The 18,365-nt window shown below is 31.2% G+C and carries 17 protein-coding genes; 5 read left to right on the plus strand and 12 right to left on the minus strand.

Going from position 1 to position 18,365, the window contains the following annotated elements; translation table 11 throughout:
• Positions 1-196: 196 nt before the first annotated feature.
• Both JAO71_RS14065 and JAO71_RS14070 read right to left on the minus strand, forming a co-directional pair.
• Positions 197-670: an OsmC family protein gene (locus tag JAO71_RS14065; protein WP_203001445.1), complete on the minus strand. Its 474-nt coding sequence runs from the start codon at positions 668-670 to the stop codon at positions 197-199.
• Between the two features lie 169 nt (positions 671-839).
• Positions 840-4,277 carry a methylmalonyl-CoA mutase family protein gene (locus JAO71_RS14070; RefSeq protein ID WP_203001447.1) on the minus strand — a complete coding sequence of 1,146 codons (3,438 nt, stop codon included), beginning with the start codon at positions 4,275-4,277 and terminating at the stop codon, positions 840-842.
• A 143-nt stretch (positions 4,278-4,420) separates the two neighbouring features.
• On the opposite strand from JAO71_RS14070, the gene purU reads away from it, so the two are divergent.
• From purU to JAO71_RS14085, 3 genes are all read left to right on the plus strand, one after another.
• Positions 4,421-5,275 carry a formyltetrahydrofolate deformylase gene (gene purU, locus JAO71_RS14075; protein WP_203001450.1) on the plus strand — a complete coding sequence of 285 codons (855 nt, stop codon included), beginning with the start codon at positions 4,421-4,423 and terminating at the stop codon, positions 5,273-5,275.
• A 125-nt stretch (positions 5,276-5,400) separates the two neighbouring features.
• A complete protein-coding gene (locus JAO71_RS14080; RefSeq protein WP_054851620.1) occupies positions 5,401-6,102 on the plus strand; it encodes a DUF4197 domain-containing protein in 702 nt (233 codons plus the stop codon).
• Positions 6,103-6,347: 245 nt separating this feature from the next.
• On the plus strand, positions 6,348-6,545 hold the full coding sequence (locus JAO71_RS14085; protein ID WP_028290096.1) for a Lacal_2735 family protein: 198 nt from the start codon (positions 6,348-6,350) through the stop codon (positions 6,543-6,545).
• Here the strand turns inward: JAO71_RS14085 and JAO71_RS14090 are convergent.
• The 5 genes from JAO71_RS14090 to JAO71_RS14110 all read right to left on the minus strand — a co-directional run bounded on the left by JAO71_RS14090 (position 6,528) and on the right by JAO71_RS14110 (position 10,475).
• Positions 6,528-7,307: an ABC transporter substrate-binding protein gene (locus JAO71_RS14090; RefSeq protein ID WP_116823297.1), complete on the minus strand. Its 780-nt coding sequence runs from the start codon at positions 7,305-7,307 to the stop codon at positions 6,528-6,530. The genes JAO71_RS14085 and JAO71_RS14090 overlap by 18 nt on opposite strands.
• Before the next feature lie 79 nt (positions 7,308-7,386).
• Entirely contained in the window at positions 7,387-8,205 is an 819-nt protein-coding gene (gene pyrF, locus JAO71_RS14095) for an orotidine-5'-phosphate decarboxylase (protein WP_203001452.1), read from the minus strand.
• 3 nt (positions 8,206-8,208) lie between these two features.
• A complete protein-coding gene (locus tag JAO71_RS14100) occupies positions 8,209-8,763 on the minus strand; it encodes a hypothetical protein (protein WP_203001454.1) in 555 nt (184 codons plus the stop codon).
• Positions 8,764-8,821: 58 nt separating this feature from the next.
• The gene (prfA, locus tag JAO71_RS14105; RefSeq protein WP_028290093.1) at positions 8,822-9,898 is read right to left on the minus strand and encodes a peptide chain release factor 1; all 1,077 of its coding nucleotides are present in this window, start codon (positions 9,896-9,898) and stop codon (positions 8,822-8,824) included.
• A gap of 106 nt (positions 9,899-10,004) precedes the next feature.
• On the minus strand, positions 10,005-10,475 hold the full coding sequence (locus tag JAO71_RS14110) for a hypothetical protein (protein ID WP_148638398.1): 471 nt from the start codon (positions 10,473-10,475) through the stop codon (positions 10,005-10,007).
• 620 nt (positions 10,476-11,095) lie between these two features.
• Here JAO71_RS14110 and JAO71_RS14115 point away from each other — a divergent pair.
• Positions 11,096-11,755 (plus strand): ATP-binding cassette domain-containing protein, encoded by a 660-nt coding sequence (locus JAO71_RS14115; RefSeq protein WP_203001456.1) that lies wholly within the window; start codon positions 11,096-11,098, stop codon positions 11,753-11,755.
• A 1-nt stretch (position 11,756) separates the two neighbouring features.
• Here the strand turns inward: JAO71_RS14115 and JAO71_RS14120 are convergent, their stop codons facing one another.
• The 5 genes from JAO71_RS14120 to JAO71_RS14135 form a co-directional block, all read right to left on the minus strand.
• Positions 11,757-12,314 carry a hypothetical protein gene (locus JAO71_RS14120; RefSeq protein WP_116823301.1) on the minus strand — a complete coding sequence of 186 codons (558 nt, stop codon included), beginning with the start codon at positions 12,312-12,314 and terminating at the stop codon, positions 11,757-11,759.
• Between the two features lie 163 nt (positions 12,315-12,477).
• Positions 12,478-13,422, minus strand: a complete 945-nt coding sequence (locus JAO71_RS14125) for a DUF3078 domain-containing protein (RefSeq protein WP_028290089.1) — start codon at positions 13,420-13,422, stop codon at positions 12,478-12,480.
• Positions 13,423-13,444: 22 nt separating this feature from the next.
• Entirely contained in the window at positions 13,445-14,623 is a 1,179-nt protein-coding gene (locus tag JAO71_RS14130; RefSeq protein WP_028607645.1) for an AIR synthase related protein, read from the minus strand.
• Between the two features lie 90 nt (positions 14,624-14,713).
• Positions 14,714-14,839, minus strand: a complete 126-nt coding sequence (locus tag JAO71_RS15920; RefSeq protein WP_262510787.1) for a hypothetical protein — start codon at positions 14,837-14,839, stop codon at positions 14,714-14,716.
• A 94-nt stretch (positions 14,840-14,933) separates the two neighbouring features.
• Complete coding sequence (locus JAO71_RS14135; protein ID WP_028290087.1) at positions 14,934-17,120, minus strand: glutamine synthetase III family protein; 2,187 nt, start codon at positions 17,118-17,120, stop codon at positions 14,934-14,936.
• A 189-nt stretch (positions 17,121-17,309) separates the two neighbouring features.
• Between JAO71_RS14135 and JAO71_RS14140 the strand changes: the two genes are divergently transcribed.
• Positions 17,310-18,329 (plus strand): glutamine synthetase beta-grasp domain-containing protein, encoded by a 1,020-nt coding sequence (locus tag JAO71_RS14140; RefSeq protein WP_028290086.1) that lies wholly within the window; start codon positions 17,310-17,312, stop codon positions 18,327-18,329.
• Positions 18,330-18,365: the final 36 nt, after the last annotated feature.

The following is an 18,365-nucleotide window of genomic DNA, read 5'->3' on the forward strand; positions in this document are numbered from 1 at the left end:
TTTAAGTCTTACTTAACAATTACAAGTCGTACAAGTACAATTCTCGCAAGTGCAGTTTTGACAATTTCCTTTAGCGCAACCATCACAGTTACATGTGCATTCTATATTTTTCATATTATTTGTTTTTAATGTTCATATAATAGACGGAAGAAACACTAAAAAGATGCAAAAATTCAGAACTTTTTTTAAAATGAAATTATTCCACTTGTATTATAGCGTCATGTAAGATTGGAAAATTACAAGAATTAGCAATAAAACACAGTTGATTAGCTTTACTATGAAGGCTTTGTGCTAACTCTTTTTGAGTTTCATTTTTTATAGTCACTACAGGTTTTAATCGTACTATTTTAAAACTTCCGCTTCCTGAAGCCAATACTTCTAGATCACCTTCAGCGTCATCTGTATAGCTTAAAACTTCAATATTATGTTGTGCACAGATATATAAATAAGACATCATATGACAAGAAGCTAAAGCCGACAATAATAAATCTTCAGGGTTGTATAACGTATCATCTCCTCTAAAAATTTTTGCTGCAGACACGGATAAATCCGAAACTTTATTAGCAATCGTTACTTTATGATTTCTACTAAAAGTCCTTGGGTTACTTGTACTTTCTCCTTTGTTAATTGTCCAATTTACTTCTGCTTTAAAGGTGTGTTTCATTGACATATTTTTATTGAAAGTAAAAAAAGCGTTTCAATTTGAAACGCTTTTTTGTTTAATGTATTGCTATTCTTTGCTATACTCAAAATAACAAAAGTTATAATGAGATCCCAAAACAAATTTGGGATAAGTGATTCACGCTCTTTTTTCAAGAAAGAAAAAAGAGGTTCTCTGCTTACATGTTTCTGCGATACTGACCACCAACTTCAAACAACGCTGAAGTAATTTCACCTAAACTACACACTTTACAGACATCCATTAGGGCTTCAAAAATATTCTCGTTATTAATGGCTTTGTGCTGTAAATCTTTAAGCATCGCTTTAGTATCATTTGCTTTATGCAAATTCTCTAAAGTTTTTATCTGGAATTGCTTCTCTTCTTCTGTTGCTCTAATGACTTCCGCAGGAATTACTGTTGGCGAACCTTTAGAACTTAAAAACGTATTTACTCCAACAATTGGGAATTTTCCGTTATGTTTTAACGTTTCATAATATAAACTCTCTTCTTGAATTTTACTACGTTGGTACATGGTTTCCATAGCTCCTAAAACACCACCACGTTCTGTAATTCTGTCAAATTCTTGTAAAACTGCTTCTTCAACTAAATCGGTTAATTCTTCAATAATAAAAGAACCTTGAATTGGATTTTCGTTTTTATTCAGTCCTAATTCTTTATTTATAATTAATTGAATAGCCATTGCACGTCTAACCGATTCTTCAGTTGGTGTTGTAATAGCTTCGTCGTACGCATTGGTGTGTAATGAGTTACAATTATCGTAAATAGCATACAAAGCTTGTAGCGTTGTACGTATATCATTAAAGTCAATTTCTTGAGCGTGTAAACTACGTCCAGACGTTTGAATATGGTATTTAAGCATTTGTGCTCTTGCATTTGCACCATACTTGTGCTTCATTGCTTTTGCCCAAATTTTTCTGGCAACGCGACCAATTACTGCATATTCTGGATCAATTCCGTTTGAGAAAAAGAACGATAAGTTTGGTCCAAATTTATTGATGTCCATACCACGACTTAAATAATATTCCACGTAAGTGAAACCATTAGATAACGTCAATGCTAATTGTGTAATTGGGTTGGCTCCTGCTTCTGCAATGTGATATCCAGAGATAGAAACCGAATAGAAATTACGCACATTATTCTCAATAAAATACTCTTGTACATCTCCCATTAATCGTAATGCGAATTCAGTAGAGAAAATACATGTGTTTTGTGCTTGATCTTCTTTTAAAATATCTGCTTGAACGGTTCCTCTTACTTGTGCAATGGTATTCTTTTTAATCTCTGCATACACATCTGCTGGTAGTACTTGATCACCAGTAACACCTAAAAGCATCAATCCTAAACCGTTGTTTCCTTCAGGTAAATCGCCATTATAAGTAGGACGTTCTTTATCTTTATAAAGCTTCGCTATTTTTGCTTCAACTTCTTTTTCAAGACTATTTTCTTTAATGTAAAATTCACATTGTTGATCTATGGCAGCATTCATAAAGAAACCTAACAACATTGGTGCTGGTCCATTAATAGTCATACTTACCGACGTCATTACATTGGCTAAATCGAAACCAGAATATAATTTTTTAGCATCGTCTAAACAGCAAATTGAAACTCCTGCATTACCAATTTTACCGTAGATATCTGGACGTAAATCTGGATCGTTTCCGTATAATGTTACACTATCAAAAGCAGTCGATAAACGTTTTGCTGGTAAACCTGCACTTACGTAGTGAAAACGTCTATTAGTACGCTCTGGTCCACCTTCTCCTGCAAACATACGTGCTGGATCTTCACCTGTACGTTTAAATGGATATAATCCTGAAGTATATGGGAATTCTCCTGGTACATTTTCTTGCAACGTCCAACGTAATAAATCTCCCCAAGCTTGGTATTTTGGTAAAGCTACACGCGGAATTTGTAAGTGAGATAATGACTCAGAATGTGTTTCAATTTTAATCTCTTTATCTCTTACTTTAAACGTATAAATTGGATTTTTATATTTGTTTACCTTTTCATCCCAACCAGTAATAACTTCCCAATTGTATGGATCCAAGTTTAATTTAACACGGTCAAATTCTGCAATAAGTAACTTTATAAAGTCTTTATTGTCATCCTGAACTTGCTTCAGGATCTCATCTTGATCCAGTCCTTGCTTACCAATAAGAGACATTTCGACTGCGCTCGATGTGACATCCATTACTGAACAAATAGTTTTATAAATTCCGTAAAGTTTTTGAGCAACTTCAACCTGAGTGTTAGCAGTTTTATCATAAGCACGATTATTTTCCGCAATTTCAGATAAATAACGTGTTCTACTTGGAGGTATTACAAAAATCTTCTCGCTCATTTCATCAGAAATATGGAAGGTAGATTTTAAGTCTGAATCTGCTTTTTCAACCAACTTATCCATGATGGCTTTGTATAGCGTATTCATTCCTGGATCGTTAAATTGCGACGCAATGGTACCGTAAACAGGTAATTCTTCTTGAGGTGTATCCCAAAGATTATTGTTACGCATGTATTGTTTTTTTACATCACGTAAAGCATCTAAAGATCCTCGTTTATCAAACTTATTAATGGCTACTAGATCTGCAAAATCTAGCATATCAATTTTTTCTAATTGTGTTGCAGCACCAAATTCTGGTGTCATAACATAAAGAGAAACATCAGAATGCTCAATAATTTCGGTATCCGATTGTCCAATTCCTGAAGTTTCTAGGATGATTAAATCGTATTCGGCAGCTTTTAAAACCTCAACCGCTTCATTAACATATTTAGATAATGCTAAGTTAGATTGACGCGTCGCCAAACTACGCATATATACTCTTGGAGAATTGATAGCATTCATACGAATACGATCTCCTAAAAGTGCACCTCCTGTTTTACGTTTAGAAGGATCTACAGACACTAAACCAATGGTTTTTTCTGGAAAATCTATTAAAAAACGACGAACTAATTCGTCAACCAAACTAGATTTTCCTGCGCCTCCAGTTCCTGTAATTCCTAAGACTGGTGTTTTTGAAGCTTTATTTTTATTGTGAATTTTATCTAAAGTGTCTTTTGCAACTTCTGGGAAATTTTCGGCAGAAGAAATCACTCTAGCAATTGCTTTTGGATTTTTGGTTGGTAAAATATCTAATTCGCCATTTAAAGCATCTCCAATAGCAAAATCAGACTGTTCTACCAAATCATTAATCATACCTTGTAATCCCATTGCACGACCATCGTCTGGAGAATAGATTCTAGCAATACCATAATCCATAAGTTCTTTAATTTCGGAAGGAAGGATTACTCCTCCTCCACCTCCAAAAATCTTTATATGCTCTGCACCTCTTTCTTTTAAAAGATCGTACATATATTTAAAATACTCGTTATGACCACCTTGATATGAAGTCAAACAAATTGCATTTGCATCTTCTTGAATAGCTGTATTTACAACCTCATCTACACTTCTATCATGTCCTAAATGGATCACCTCTACTCCTGTAGATTGAATGATACGACGCATGATATTTATCGAGGCATCGTGACCATCAAATAATGCTGCTGCAGTTACAATTCTAACTTTATGTTTTGGCTTATATGGTGTTGCTTGTGTCATTCTTAAAATATAATCTGTTTTAGACTTGCAATTTACGGAATATTCAAAAATATTGCTATATAATCTGTAATTATCTAAAAGTTAAAAGCAAAAATAATAGCCTTGTAATTTTAGACTAAATTAGTAGTCAATATGTTATCAAAATGAAAAAACTTACTATACTTATAAATTGTGATGATCAATCAGGAATTATTGCAACAGTGACCAATTTTATTGCTAATAACAACGGTAACATTGTATATATAGATCAACATGTAGACAGAGAACAAGACATATTTTTTATGCGTTTGGAAGGTGAATTTGAAACCGATCATTTTGATATAGATGCGTTTAAAAACAACTTTAAAATAAATCTAGCTGAACATTTTAAAATGAAATGGCGCATTTATGAAGCTAATAACAAACCTAAAATGGCATTGTTTGTATCCAAATACGACCACTGCTTGTATGATATATTAGGTCGTTATAATTCTGGTGAGTTAGATTTAGAAATTCCGTTTATTGTTAGTAACCATAATACTTTAAGACCTATTGCAGATAGCTTTAACATTCCGTTTTACCATATTCCTGTTACAAAAGATACTAAAGCTGAAGCTGAGGATGCGCAATTAAAATTATGCAAAACTTTTGATATAGATTTTATAGTACTTGCACGTTACATGCAAATTGTATCTAGCAAAATTATAGACCAATATCCAAACAAGGTAATAAACATACATCACTCGTTTTTACCTGCTTTTGTTGGTGCCAAACCTTATCATTCTGCTTACAAAAGAGGTGTGAAAATTATTGGAGCAACAAGTCATTATGTGACCGAGGAATTAGATGCTGGCCCAATTATTGAACAAGATGTAACACGAGTATCACATACACACGCCATAGAAGATTTAATTGCCAAAGGACGTGATCTGGAAAAAATAGTGTTGGCTAATGCCATAAAGCTTCATCTTAAACGAAAAGTAATGGTGTTTAATAATAAGACTGTAATTTTTTCTTAAAACAATAAATGATACTTATTAGCAAGTATTTTCATTTAAATTAAATTATAGTTAACATAAAACGCAGTTTTTGCATAAAAAAAACATCATAAGATTAAGTATATTTACACCATAAATTATAGAACATGAAAAAAATATTGACCTTTATTATTATTTTAAATTTTACTGCTTGTGCAGAATTACAACAGGTTGTTAACCAATTACCACAATCTGGAAGTGTTAGCGATTTAGATATTGCAGGCGGACTAAGACAAGCTTTGGACCTAGGTATTGACAAGCAAGTGACTAAACTAACCCAAACTGATGGTTTTTTTAAAAACGAATTAGTTAAAATTTTACTTCCTGAAGAATTACAAAAAGTAGACAAAGCTTTACGTGATATTGGATTAAGTAATTTAGCTGATGAAGGATTAAAAGTGTTAAACAGAGCTGCAGAAGATGCAGTAGGTGAAGCTACACCAATATTTGTAAATGCTGTTAAAGAGATTACATTTACTGATGCTAAAAACATATTATTAGGTAATAATGATGCTGCAACACAATACCTAACAAGTAAAACACAAACTGCTTTATATGACAAATTTAATCCTGTGATTAAAGCCTCTTTTGACAAGGTTGGAGCAGATCAAATCTGGTCTAATCTAATTAACAAATACAACGCTATACCTTTTACAAGTAATGTAAATCCTGACTTAACAGATTATGTTACAAGTGAGGCTTTAAAAGGTGTTTACACAATGATAGCTGTTGAAGAGCAAGAAATAAGAACTAAAGTTGGATCTAGAACCACAGCTTTATTACAGAAAGTATTTGCTTTACAAGATTAATCTTTAAGTTAATCTTAGAATAATATTTACTTAACATTTAAACTAAACTTATGTAAGATATTTGCAGCGTAAAAGAAAACTTCTCACAACTTTCTTTTACTGAGTTAGTTTAGTTAGTTAATAGAGTCTGTTTTTTTGAGAAAGGAATAGACTCTTTTATTTTTTACGATATTTTATAATGAATTATTTTTTTTATTTAAATAAAAAAAGTAATTTAATTATCTGAAAATCAAACAACTAAACTAATGACTCGTAGAGACTTACTACAACAACATCAAAACAAGCTAAACAAACGCTATAAACAGTTAGTTGAGCAAGCTTACAACTTACGTCAAACAGATCACGAAGCCAGTGATGTGTTTGCTTATAAAGCTATTAAAATTTTAGACAAACTAAATAGACTTAGTTATTTAGCCAGAGATGTTTCACAAACTGCCTCTTAATTGTTTAAAATAATTAAACGCCAAAATCAATCTTGATCCATACCACGAAAAATATTCGCCATCTACTAAAATTGTTTTTGTGTTTTTAAATTCGGTTTTATGCTTATCACTAAAAGGATAAGGCTCACTTGATAATAAAACTAAATCGGTTGACAGATTGTTATTTAACTCTTCTATACTAACCTCTGGATAACGACTAAGGTTAGCATAAACGTTTTCAAATTTATTTAATTCTAATAAATAATTAATAAAAGTGCTATTTGCTGCAACCATCCAAGGATCTTTCCATATAAAGTAAGCCACTTTTAGCGTAGGTTTATCTTTTATATAGTTATTAAAATCTAATACATTAGCCTCTATTTTAGTTACAATAACTTTTGCTTGATCTATTTTATTGAATATTTGACCATACTGATTGACTACCTCAACACAATCTTTAATTGTAAAAATATCTGAAACATGAACTTGACAAATGGATTGACAATCTTTAACAATGGCTTGCGTATTCTCTTCTTTATTACATAAAATCAAATCTGGTTTTAAAGCTTTAATTTTATCTAAATTAATCTGCTTTGTTCCGCCTACAATTTGTTTTTCTTTTTTTAAATGAATAGGATGCACACAAAACTTAGTCAAACCTACGATACTATCTTCTAAACCTAAATCATATAACAATTCGGTTTGAGAAGGCACTAACGATATGATGCGTATTGGTGTAGCATCTATGTTAAGTGTATTACCTATTTGGTCTGTAAGTAGCATTTAGTTTTGGCTTAAAATAATAGTGATTTTTTAATATGAGATATTAAAATAAATTTAGCATGACAAAACATGCAATTGTTTATTTACTATTTAAAATAACTTCCATTTGCTGTTGTAATTCTTTTGCTTTAGCTGCTGCTGCCTCAGCAAAATCATTATTATTAGAAGCATATATAATTCCTCTAGAAGAATTTATTAATAAGCCTACATTATCACTAATACCATATTTACAAACGTCTTGAAGATTTCCGCCTTGAGCTCCAACACCTGGAACTAACAAAAAACTATTAGGACTAATTTTTCTAATATCAGTAAAGTATTCGGCTTTTGTAGCGCCAACTACGTACATTAGGTTTTCGCTATTTTCCCAAGATTTGGACGTTTCTAAAACGTGTTTGTACAACTCTTTTCCTTCAACCGTTTTAGTCTGAAAATCAAAAGCACCTTGATTAGACGTTAGTGCTAACATAATAGTATGTTTGTCTTTAAAAGCTAAAAACGGTTCTACCGAATCTTTACCCATATAAGGAGCTACAGTTACACTATCAAATGCTAAATCTTCAAAAAAAGCTTTGGCATACATTGTACTTGTATTACCAATATCACCACGTTTAGCATCTGCAATTGTAAAAATATCCGGATGGTTTGTGTTTAGATAATTAATCGTTTTCTCTAATGCTTTCCAACCTTTTAAACCATAGGCTTCATAAAAAGCTGTATTTGGTTTATAGGCAACACATAAATGGTGAGTGGCATCTATTATTGCTTTATTAAACTCGAAAATAGGATCTTCGGTTTGTAATAAATGTTCCGGAATTTTATTTAAGTCGACGTCTAATCCAATACATAAAAAAGACTTCTTTTTAATAATTTGTGCTGTTAGTTGTTGTGTTGTCATTGCTTAATTTAAATAAAAAGAAATACTAAAAATAGTAGATTCTTTTTCTGTTTCGTAATCAAAAGTATACATTTCATATATTTTAGAATCCATAAAATTACCATATAAACCATTTTCGGTTTTTGTAAACGTCATCTTATCTTCTATTATACATTTTTTAATAACCTCATTTTCAAAATCTTCATTTAATATTGAAGTGATCCAAATTATTTTATCTAATATGTATTCTTTATTTGCTTCAAATTTCAACTTTCTGTCATATCTGAATTCAGCAGATAATAAAAAATGATCGCATCCACCTCTAGTTATGGTCAAAAACCAATGTTCGTTTAAAATTATTTCAGCTGATTTAGTTTCATCATGCCATACATAATCCTCTAACTCTTTTTTATCTTTTAAAAAAGCATCCGTTTGTGTAGTCTGGTCAAAAACACATTCTTGATCTACTATACTATTATGAGCTATAAATTGTGTACCTATTTTAAAATCATTAATCACATTCTCTTTTTTACAAGAAAACATAAAAATTAGAAACATGAATATAAATAGCTTTTTCATTTTAAAAATTTTAGGATAAACTAGCCTTTAAAAAAAGCCTCAATTAAGAGGCTTGTTATTAAATATGTTCGTCGCTAGCTTTTAACTTTTCGGTATTATCAGCTAATTGTAATTCGTCAATAATTTTTTGGATATCTCCATTTACAATATTGGATAGATCATACAGTGTTAATCCAATTCTGTGATCGGTTACACGACCTTGTGGATAATTGTATGTTCTAATTTTTGCACTTCTATCTCCAGAGGTAACCATTGTACCACGTAAAGCTGCATCTTCTTCCATTTTTTTAGCCAACTCTAAATCATACAATCTAGAACGTAATACTTTAAAGGCTTTTTCTTTGTTTTTATGCTGAGATTTTTGGTCTTGACATTGTGCTACCAAACCTGTCGGAACGTGTGTTAAACGTACTGCTGAGTAGGTTGTGTTTACCGACTGTCCTCCAGGTCCTGATGAACAGAAAAAATCTATACGTACATCTTTTGGATTGATTTCTACATCAAACTCTTCTGCTTCCGGAAATACCATAACGGTTGCTGCACTTGTGTGCACACGACCTTGAGTTTCGGTTTGAGGGACACGCTGTACACGATGCACACCTGCTTCAAATTTTAAAGTACCATAAACATCTTCACCTGAAACTTCAAATTGGATTTCTTTAAAACCACCATTTGTACCTTCACTATAATCTACGGTATCTACTTTCCAGCCTCTACCTTCACAGTATTTGGTATACATTCTAAATAAATCTCCTGCAAAGATACTAGCTTCATCACCACCTGTTCCAGCACGAAGCTCGACTACCGCATTTTTAGAATCTTGTGGATCTTTAGGGATTAACAACACTCTAATTTCTTCTTCTAATTTAGGAATACCTTCTTTAGCTTCGTCATATTGCATTTTAGCCATATCTACCATTTCGGCATCACTACCATCTGCAATAATTTCTTCTGCTTCTTTAAGGTTATCTGTAAACTCGATATATTGCTCACGCTTATCCATTAAAAGTCGTAAGTCTTTGTATTCTTTATTTAGCTCGACATAACGCTTTTGATCCATGATAATATCTGGTTGGATAATTAAATCACTAACCTCGTCAAAACGTTGTTTTACTATTTGTAATTTCTCTAACATCTTCTTCTTAAAATTGTGAAACAAAAATACGATAATTAATGAACTAGCAATACTTTTATATACAAACTATAAGCATCTTAATAAAAATTATTGAGGATAAAAGCTATTATTTTTTTGAAGTTTTAATAACTTTAGTTGTGCATTTTTCGGCATATTTAATAAGAAAAATCAATCCAAAAACATAAAAAGTTCTGTCTATATATTGAAACAGAGAAAAATCAAAATAATAACCCACTAAAGCACATAAATCTGCAAATGCTAAAGCAAAAATAAAGAAAGCTCCAAATAAGGATTTACCAGTAGTCTGATTAAAATTATTGTTTCCTGCATAAAAACAAGCTGCAATAAGCACTAGACCATGGACATAAACATTATACTCTTTTATAACTGTAAAACTTGAAGTATTATAAACGTAATTGGTTACTAAATGCAATCCAAATAAATTAATTAAACCTAAGATTACAAAAACAGCTACTGCAATTTTATCTGACGCTTTATGATCATACAACTTCTTGAAGTGATTTAACACTAGTAAATAACCTGCAACTCTTGACAAACTTGTTAATAGTTCATACAAAGGGGTTTCGTAAAAAAACAAAAACACATCTGCCAATAAAAAAAACAAGAATATATACAACACAAACCTGTTAGCTTTATTTCTAATATTTAAGTAAAATCCAAAACAAATTAAAGTGATAATTATTCTAATAATCCTACTATAAAACAGTGGATACATAAAAATAATACAGTAATTTACTAATAGTATAGCAGCTAATAAATAGAATTGTTTTTTACCCAAATGACAACTAACTTTATTTAAAATTTTAACAACTGTTAAATTATATATTCATAAGCAATTATACTATAAATATATCATTATTCGTTATTGATAAGCATATGATAAGTCAATTATTCGCTATACTACACTATTATCGCACGTTTGCCACGTGGTCTATTGCTATTAATATTTTATTATTAGTTTTTGGAAGTCTAAATATATTAGTCGCTTTAATAACTAAATTATTTTTGATAGTCTTACTTTGGTATATTGTTAACCAGACTGAAGCCAAGCAAAAACTGACCTTTTATAAAAATTTAGGAGTATCTGACTTTAAATTATTTGGTATTGTATATTGTATTGACGCCATTATTACAGTAGTATTTTTAAGTTTAATTAACCAATTTATTTAAACCATTTTGATTTTTGAAATCGATAGTGTAGAACTTTATTTTAAAGAAAAAACAATCCTTAACGGGATTTATTTAAAAACTGAGACAGGTAAAACCACTAGCCTTTTAGGTCGAAATGGCTCTGGCAAAAGCTGTGTTTTAAATATTGCTTTTGGTACGCTTATCGCGAAATACAGCCACATTAGACTAAACAACAAACCATTAAAAAAACCTTTATACCAAACCCAGTTAGCTAGTTTTTTACCACAATACCATTTTACACCAAACCAAGTAAAAGTTAGTGTTTTGTTTAAATTATTTAATGTTAAATGGAAGGATTTTATAGTAGAATTTCCTGAACTTACTAAATACAAACAGTATAAAATAAACACATTATCAGGAGGAGAAAGACGTCTTATTGAAATTTATTTAATATTAAAAAAGAATGCCAAAATTATATTATTAGACGAACCATTTAATGGCATCTCTCCTTTATATATTGATAAAATTAAATTATTGATTGAAATTAAAAAAAAACATAAAGCCATTATTTTAACAGACCATAGATATCAAGATGTTATTGCTATTTCTGATACAATTTACTTAATTAAAAACGGCTGTTCTAAACTAATTAATAATCTTACAGAATTAGAAGATTATAACTATTTACTTCAAGGAAGCTTATAGCTTAAGAGACTTTAATTCTATCTTTTATTTGATCAAAAAACAGGTATTGACTTAAAAAGAAAAAACCTAATAAATACAGTAGTCTTTCTCCGTAATAAAAACTAGGCACCTCTATAAAATTAGCTATAAACCCACATAAGTCTGTAAACACAAACAAAAAGGTAAAAATTATAATATAAACTGCTTTAGAAGACTCTGTACAAAAATAATATTTAGCAGCTAGAGCTGCAGCCACAACACAAAAAAACCAATATACTTGAATAGAGAGAAGTTGACTAGCAGTCATTCCTCCAGATACACCAGAAACTGTGATATAACCAATAAGTAAATTTATAATCATAACAATTATAAATAAAACAGATAATGAATTACCTAATTTTTTAGTCTTCATTTTTTTATAAAGACTAAAACAAAGCAAACCAAATGCTAGTGTTTTAACAACAGAATACGCTTCTATAATATATGGTGAGTTATAGTACAAATCTAAAGCATCTGCTATAAATAATAGACTGGTAAATGCAATAAACAACTTGTCTTTAACATCAAAATTAAAAAACATAAACAAAAATAAACCACTTGAAATTAACCTTACTATTTGACTATTAAAAAACTCAAGACAAATTAGTGCTACTATGTTTATAATAGCAAGCGTAAGCGTAAAGATTTTTATGTTTTGTTGTTTATACAAGATTATTGATCAAGGCTTCTTATAAATATAAGAATTAAAAATCTACTACTACACCTATACCCAAAAGTTGTTTCCATTGTATAGAGGCTCCTTTTTCTACAAATTCGTCTTCAACTTCAGTTTCTTCAATTATTTTAATGTCATTATCGTATTTTAGATGAGATCCTAACGTTGCTTTTACAAAATCATTGACTTTAAAATCAAACACGACTTCCCAATCGACATCAATGTTTCCGAAACTATTTAAATAATCTGTATAAAAGCTTAATCTGTTTTTTATGTAAATATTTTCAAGCACTTCTGTTTCGTATGAATTGGTTAAAAGTATACCCATTTCGGTACGTGTATTTTCACCATCCTTAATTTTATTTCCTAAGGCATCATACACAGCTGGTTCTACTCCAAAAGAACCATCATCTGCTAAATCTTGATCTAGAACAAAAGTTGCTTTAAAGGTTAAAGGTGACATGTAAAATGACAATTTTTCGATGTTTTTACCATATTCTGCTCCACCTCCTAAAAACAAATAACCAGGAGTCATAAAACTTGAAATTGAATTATCTCTATTTGGATAATTAAAACCGTTAGTATACTGTGTTTTAAAATTAAAACGTCCAGAAAAATACCAATTAGTTAATGTGTCTTTTCTAAATCCTAAAGTAGAAATTAGCTCAAGCTCGTCTTCTGTTTTTCTTAATCTTTGGTTTTCTTGCTTGTTAACACCATATCGTGTTCTAAGCTCATTAAACCATATTAGATTATTTTTTTTGTAGCGTAAACTAGACTGAATAGCTAGTAATGCTGAAATTGAATTTGCTCCTCCTGCATTCCAATTAACAAAAGTTACCTCGTTAATATCTACGCCTAATTTATTTGCTTGTTTCCATGCAGTTGTGTCAACCACTTTTACTTTTGTTACAATTTGTGCTGTCGTAACCTTGATAAAACACATAAAGCACATTATAAAAATGTATCTCATAGTATAAAATTTAGTTTAGCATTTAATATACAAACGTACCATACTGACTTTCTATTGTCAGTTTTTTTGTTTCCGAAGCTTCAACTTTACCAATCACCTGAGCATTAACTCCATATGACTTAGAAATTTCAATGATTTGTTCTGCAACTTCAGGAGAGACATATAATTCCATTCTGTGTCCACAATTAAACACTTGGTACATTTCTTTCCAATCTGTTTTTGATTGCTCTTGGATTAACTTAAATAAAGGTGGAATTGGAAATAAGTTATCTTTTACAACATGTAAGTTATCTACAAAGTGTAAAATTTTGGTTTGTGCTCCTCCACTACAATGCACCATACCATGTATGTCTTGGCTATTGTACTTTGACAAAATCTCTTTTATAATTGGCGCATAAGTCCTTGTTGGAGATAATACTAATTGGCCTGCATCAATAGGAGAATTTTCTACTTTGTCTGTTAATTTAATGTTACCAGAATAAACTAAATCTTCAGGTACTGAAGCATCAAAACTTTCAGGATATTTCTTAGCTAAGTAATTATCAAACACATCGTGACGTGCAGACGTTAAACCGTTACTACCCATTCCTCCGTTATAGCTTTTCTCGTAAGTAGCTTGTCCAAAACTTTCTAACCCAACAATAACATCTCCTGCTTTTATGTTAGCATTATCAATAACATCACTACGTTTTATTCTTGCTGTAACTGTAGAGTCTACAATTATTGTTCTAACCAAATCACCAACATCTGCAGTTTCGCCTCCTGTACTATGTATAGTAACTCCAAAACTTTTTAAGTCTTCAATTAATTCTTCGGTACCATTGATTATAGCAGAAATAACTTCTCCTGGAATTAGATTTTTATTACGACCAATGGTTGAAGACAACATGATATTATCTGTAGCACCAACACAAAGTAAGTCGTCAATATTCATTATTAATGCATCCTGAGCAATACCTTTCCAAACAGAGACGTCTCCTGTTTCTTTCCAATACATGTATGCTAAAGAAGATTTTGTTCCTGCTCCATCTGCATGCATAATTAAGCAGTATTGATCATCATTAGTTAAATAATCTGGTACAATCTTGCAAAAAGCCTTAGGAAATAAGCCTTTGTCAATATTTTTAATTGCATTATGTACATCTTCTTTAGATGCAGATACACCTCTTTGGCTGTAACGTTTTGAAATTTCTGAACTCATTGTGTTGTGTTAAGCAACAAAGATATTTATAAATAAAAAGCACACAAATAATATGTGCGCTTTTATAATTAATTTGATGTTTAGGTACATTTATTTCCAATCTGGTATTTTACCATTACTAATTAATAGTGTTCTATTTTCATCTAAATCAAGCGTCATTTTGTAAATATTGTTTTGAGATATACTATCGTAAAGCAATCCTTCATTTTTTTCCACTTATTACACCCAAGAATATTATTGTTTAACTAGATTTAAATACAAATCACAAAAAAAGCCTCAAATGAGGCTTTTTTAATTCTTTTATTTTTCTTTATTTAGTAAACAGTAACTCTCTGTATTTTGTTAAAGGCCAAAGCTCGTCATCAACTAGCAGCTCTAACTTATCACAGTGGTACCTAATATCTTCAAACAAAGACTTGACATTATTACAGTAAGCCATTGCTTTTTTATCCAAATCTTTACTATTATTAGAAGCTTTTCTTGCTGCTGTCATTTTTGTGACATTTGAATTTATTGAAGCAATATGCTCAGAGATTTCTTCAATTAAATTTAATTGCTCTTGTGCAAACTTTTTAAAGTCTTTACCATAAATCTCTTTTAATCCTTTTACATTTTTGATTAAAATGTTTTGATATCTAACTGCTGTTGGTACTACATGGTTACGTGCTATATCACCTAACACACGACTTTCAATTTGAATACGCAAAACATATTCTTCTATTTCAATCTCATATCTAGCTTCAGATTCAATTGTATTCATCACACCTAGCTCTTCAAAAAGCTGTAATGTTTGTTTCGATATTTTTGCTTTTAAAGCCTCTGGTGTTGTTTTATTATTACTAAGTCCGCGTTTTTTTGCTTCTTTTTCCCAAGCTTCACCATAACCATTTCCTTCAAATAAAATATTTTTGGACTTCTTGATATACTCTCTTAAGACATTAAATATAGCATCATCTTTTTTCATATCCTTTTTATCAATCAAGGCATCAACCTCAACTTTAAAGTCTATTAATTGTTTAGCGACAATACTATTTAAAACTGTCATTGGGTTAGCACAATTAGCTGTAGATCCTACTGCTCTAAATTCAAATTTATTTCCTGTAAAAGCAAAAGGAGACGTCCTGTTTCTATCTGTATTGTCCAACAACACATCAGGAATTTTACCAACAACGTTTAGTTTTAAATCTGTTTTTTCTTCAGGAGACAATTTACCATTAGTCACGTTTTCTAACTCATTTAAAGTCTTAGTTAATTGCTGACCTATGAATACAGAAATAATTGCTGGAGGTGCCTCGTTTGCTCCTAATCTATGATCATTACTCGCTGAAGCTATAGCTGCACGAAGCAACTCTTCATTATCATTAACTGCTTTTATTGTATTTATAAAAAAGGTTAAAAACTGAAGATTACTCATTGGTGTTTTTCCTGGTCCTAATAAGTTGACACCTGTATCTGTACTTAAACTCCAGTTATTATGTTTACCAGAACCATTAACGCCTGCAAATGGTTTTTCATGAAATAGCACTTTAAAATTATGTCTATCTGCAATTTTATCCATCACATCCATTAGTAATGAATTATGATCTACCGCTAAATTAGCTTCGTCAAAAATTGGCGCTAATTCAAATTGATTTGGAGCGACCTCGTTATGTCTTGTTTTAACAGGAATACCTAACAACATACATTCGGTTTCAAGGTCACGCATGTAAGCCATAGCACGATTAGGGATAGTTCCAAAATAATGATCATCAAGCTGTTGTCCTTTTGCAGGTGCATGACCTAACAATGTACGTCCTGTTTGTACAATATCTGGTCTAGACATTGCTAAATCACGATCTATTAAAAAGTATTCTTGCTCCCATCCTAAAGACGCATTCACTTTTTTTACATTTTTATCAAAGTATTTACAGACTGCTACAGCTGCGCTATCTACAGCTTGTAGAGCTCTTAATAAAGGGGTTTTATAATCTAACGCTTCACCTGTGTATGACACAAAAACGGTTGGTATACATAATGTTGTACCATAAATAAATGCTGGAGATGTTGGATCCCAAGCGGTATACCCTCTAGCTTCAAAAGTGTTTCTTATTCCTCCATTTGGAAAACTAGACGCATCAGGTTCTTGCTGTACTAATTGTCCTCCTCCAAATTTTTCGATAGCTAATCCACCTCCAATTGTTTCAAAAAAAGCATCATGCTTTTCAGCTGTTGCTCCTGTTAAAGGTTGAAACCAATGTGTATAATGCGTCGCTCCTTTAGAGATTGCCCATTCTTTCATTCCTGTAGAAATATGATCAGCTACAACTCGGTCAATTTTTTTACCTAACTGTATAGCATCTCTAACGCTTTCAAAAGCTTCTTTAGTTAAATACTGACGCATTGTGGATTCATTAAAGACATTGCTTCCAAAGATTTCAGAACGACGATGGTTTTCTTGGATAACAATCGGTTTATGTTTTAATGATTCTTTTATAGCATGAAATCTTAATGTTGACATATAAATATTTTAAGTTATTAATTTTACGAATTTACAAAAATAAGCACTCTTAAAATAAGATACCCTAAAAAATACAGGGTTATTAACAGTCTTTTAATAAATATTACATTTAGACCTCTATTTTTTAATGGGTCAATTTATTTTTATTTTATATTTGTGTAAACAAATAACTAAAAAAGAGTTTTTATCATGAGTAAATCTAAATTAGAATACATCTGGTTGGATGGCTATTTTCCAACACAAAACATGAGAAGCAAAACTAAAGTTGAAAATGACTTTAGCGGAAAATTAGAAGACTGCCCAATCTGGTCTTTTGATGGATCTTCTACAAAACAAGCATCAGGAGGATCTTCTGATTGTCTTTTAAAACCAGTTGCCATTTATCCTGATCCTGCAAGAAGAGACGGTTACTTAGTAATGACTGAAGTTTTAAATGCAGATGGAACACCACACGTATCTAATGGAAGAGCGACTATTGAAGATGAAGATAATGACTTTTGGTTTGGTTTTGAGCAAGAATACTTTATCATGGATACAAAAACTCAATTACCTCTAGGTTTCCCTATTGGTGGTTATCCTGCACCACAAGGTATGTACTACTGCTCAGTAGGTGGAAAAAACACTCATGGTAGAAAATTAGTAGAAAAACATGCTGATTTATGTATAGATGCTGGTTTAAACTTTGAAGGAATTAACCAAGAGGTTGCTTCTGGACAATGGGAATTCCAATTATTTGCTAAAGGTGCAAAAAAAGCTGGTGACGAAATCTGGATTGCAAGATACCTTCTTGACAGATTAACAGAAGACTATGGTTATTATATAGATTACCACCCAAAGCCATTAGGTAAAGATATGGACTGGAATGGTTCTGGTATGCACGCCAACTTCTCTAACACTGTTTTAAGAACTTGTGGTAGCCAAGAAACTTACGAGAAAATTTGTGAAGCATTTAGACCAGTAGTTAAAGAGCACATTGCTGTTTATGGAGAGTTTAACGACCAACGTTTAACTGGTGACCATGAAACTGCTTCTATAAACGATTTCTCATATGGTGTATCTGACAGAGGTGCATCAATACGTATACCAATTATTACCGTTGAAAAAGGTTGGAAAGGATGGTTAGAAGACCGTCGTCCAGCATCTAATGGTGATCCATACAAAATTGCAGGTCGTATTATCAAAACGGTAAAATCTGCAAATATTAGTTAATATTTGATTACATAGTTAAATCCAACTAAAAAGGCT

This window comes from Olleya sediminilitoris, from assembly GCF_016785945.1.
GTDB classification, from domain to species: domain Bacteria; phylum Bacteroidota; class Bacteroidia; order Flavobacteriales; family Flavobacteriaceae; genus Olleya; species Olleya sediminilitoris.

Bases quoted from the DNA above. Each gene is read 5' to 3' on its own strand.
- JAO71_RS14125 (WP_028290089.1), bottom strand. From the start codon at position 13,422: ATGAGATACATTTTTATAATGTGCTTTATGTGTTTTATCAAGGTTACG.
- pyrF (WP_203001452.1), bottom strand. From the start codon at position 8,205: ATGACAACACAACAACTAACAGCACAAATTATTAAAAAGAAGTCTTTT.
- JAO71_RS14140 (WP_028290086.1), top strand. From the start codon at position 17,310: ATGAGTAAATCTAAATTAGAATACATCTGGTTGGATGGCTATTTTCCA.
- JAO71_RS14100 (WP_203001454.1), bottom strand. From the start codon at position 8,763: ATGAAAAAGCTATTTATATTCATGTTTCTAATTTTTATGTTTTCTTGT.
- JAO71_RS14065 (WP_203001445.1), bottom strand. From the start codon at position 670: ATGTCAATGAAACACACCTTTAAAGCAGAAGTAAATTGGACAATTAAC.
- JAO71_RS14070 (WP_203001447.1), bottom strand. From the start codon at position 4,277: ATGACACAAGCAACACCATATAAGCCAAAACATAAAGTTAGAATTGTA.
- JAO71_RS14130 (WP_028607645.1), bottom strand. From the start codon at position 14,623: ATGAGTTCAGAAATTTCAAAACGTTACAGCCAAAGAGGTGTATCTGCA.
- JAO71_RS14135 (WP_028290087.1), bottom strand. From the start codon at position 17,120: ATGTCAACATTAAGATTTCATGCTATAAAAGAATCATTAAAACATAAA.
- JAO71_RS14080 (WP_054851620.1), top strand. From the start codon at position 5,401: ATGAAAAAAATATTGACCTTTATTATTATTTTAAATTTTACTGCTTGT.
- JAO71_RS14090 (WP_116823297.1), bottom strand. From the start codon at position 7,307: ATGCTACTTACAGACCAAATAGGTAATACACTTAACATAGATGCTACA.
- JAO71_RS14120 (WP_116823301.1), bottom strand. From the start codon at position 12,314: ATGTTTTTTAATTTTGATGTTAAAGACAAGTTGTTTATTGCATTTACC.
- JAO71_RS14085 (WP_028290096.1), top strand. From the start codon at position 6,348: ATGACTCGTAGAGACTTACTACAACAACATCAAAACAAGCTAAACAAA.
- prfA (WP_028290093.1), bottom strand. From the start codon at position 9,898: ATGTTAGAGAAATTACAAATAGTAAAACAACGTTTTGACGAGGTTAGT.
- purU (WP_203001450.1), top strand. From the start codon at position 4,421: ATGAAAAAACTTACTATACTTATAAATTGTGATGATCAATCAGGAATT.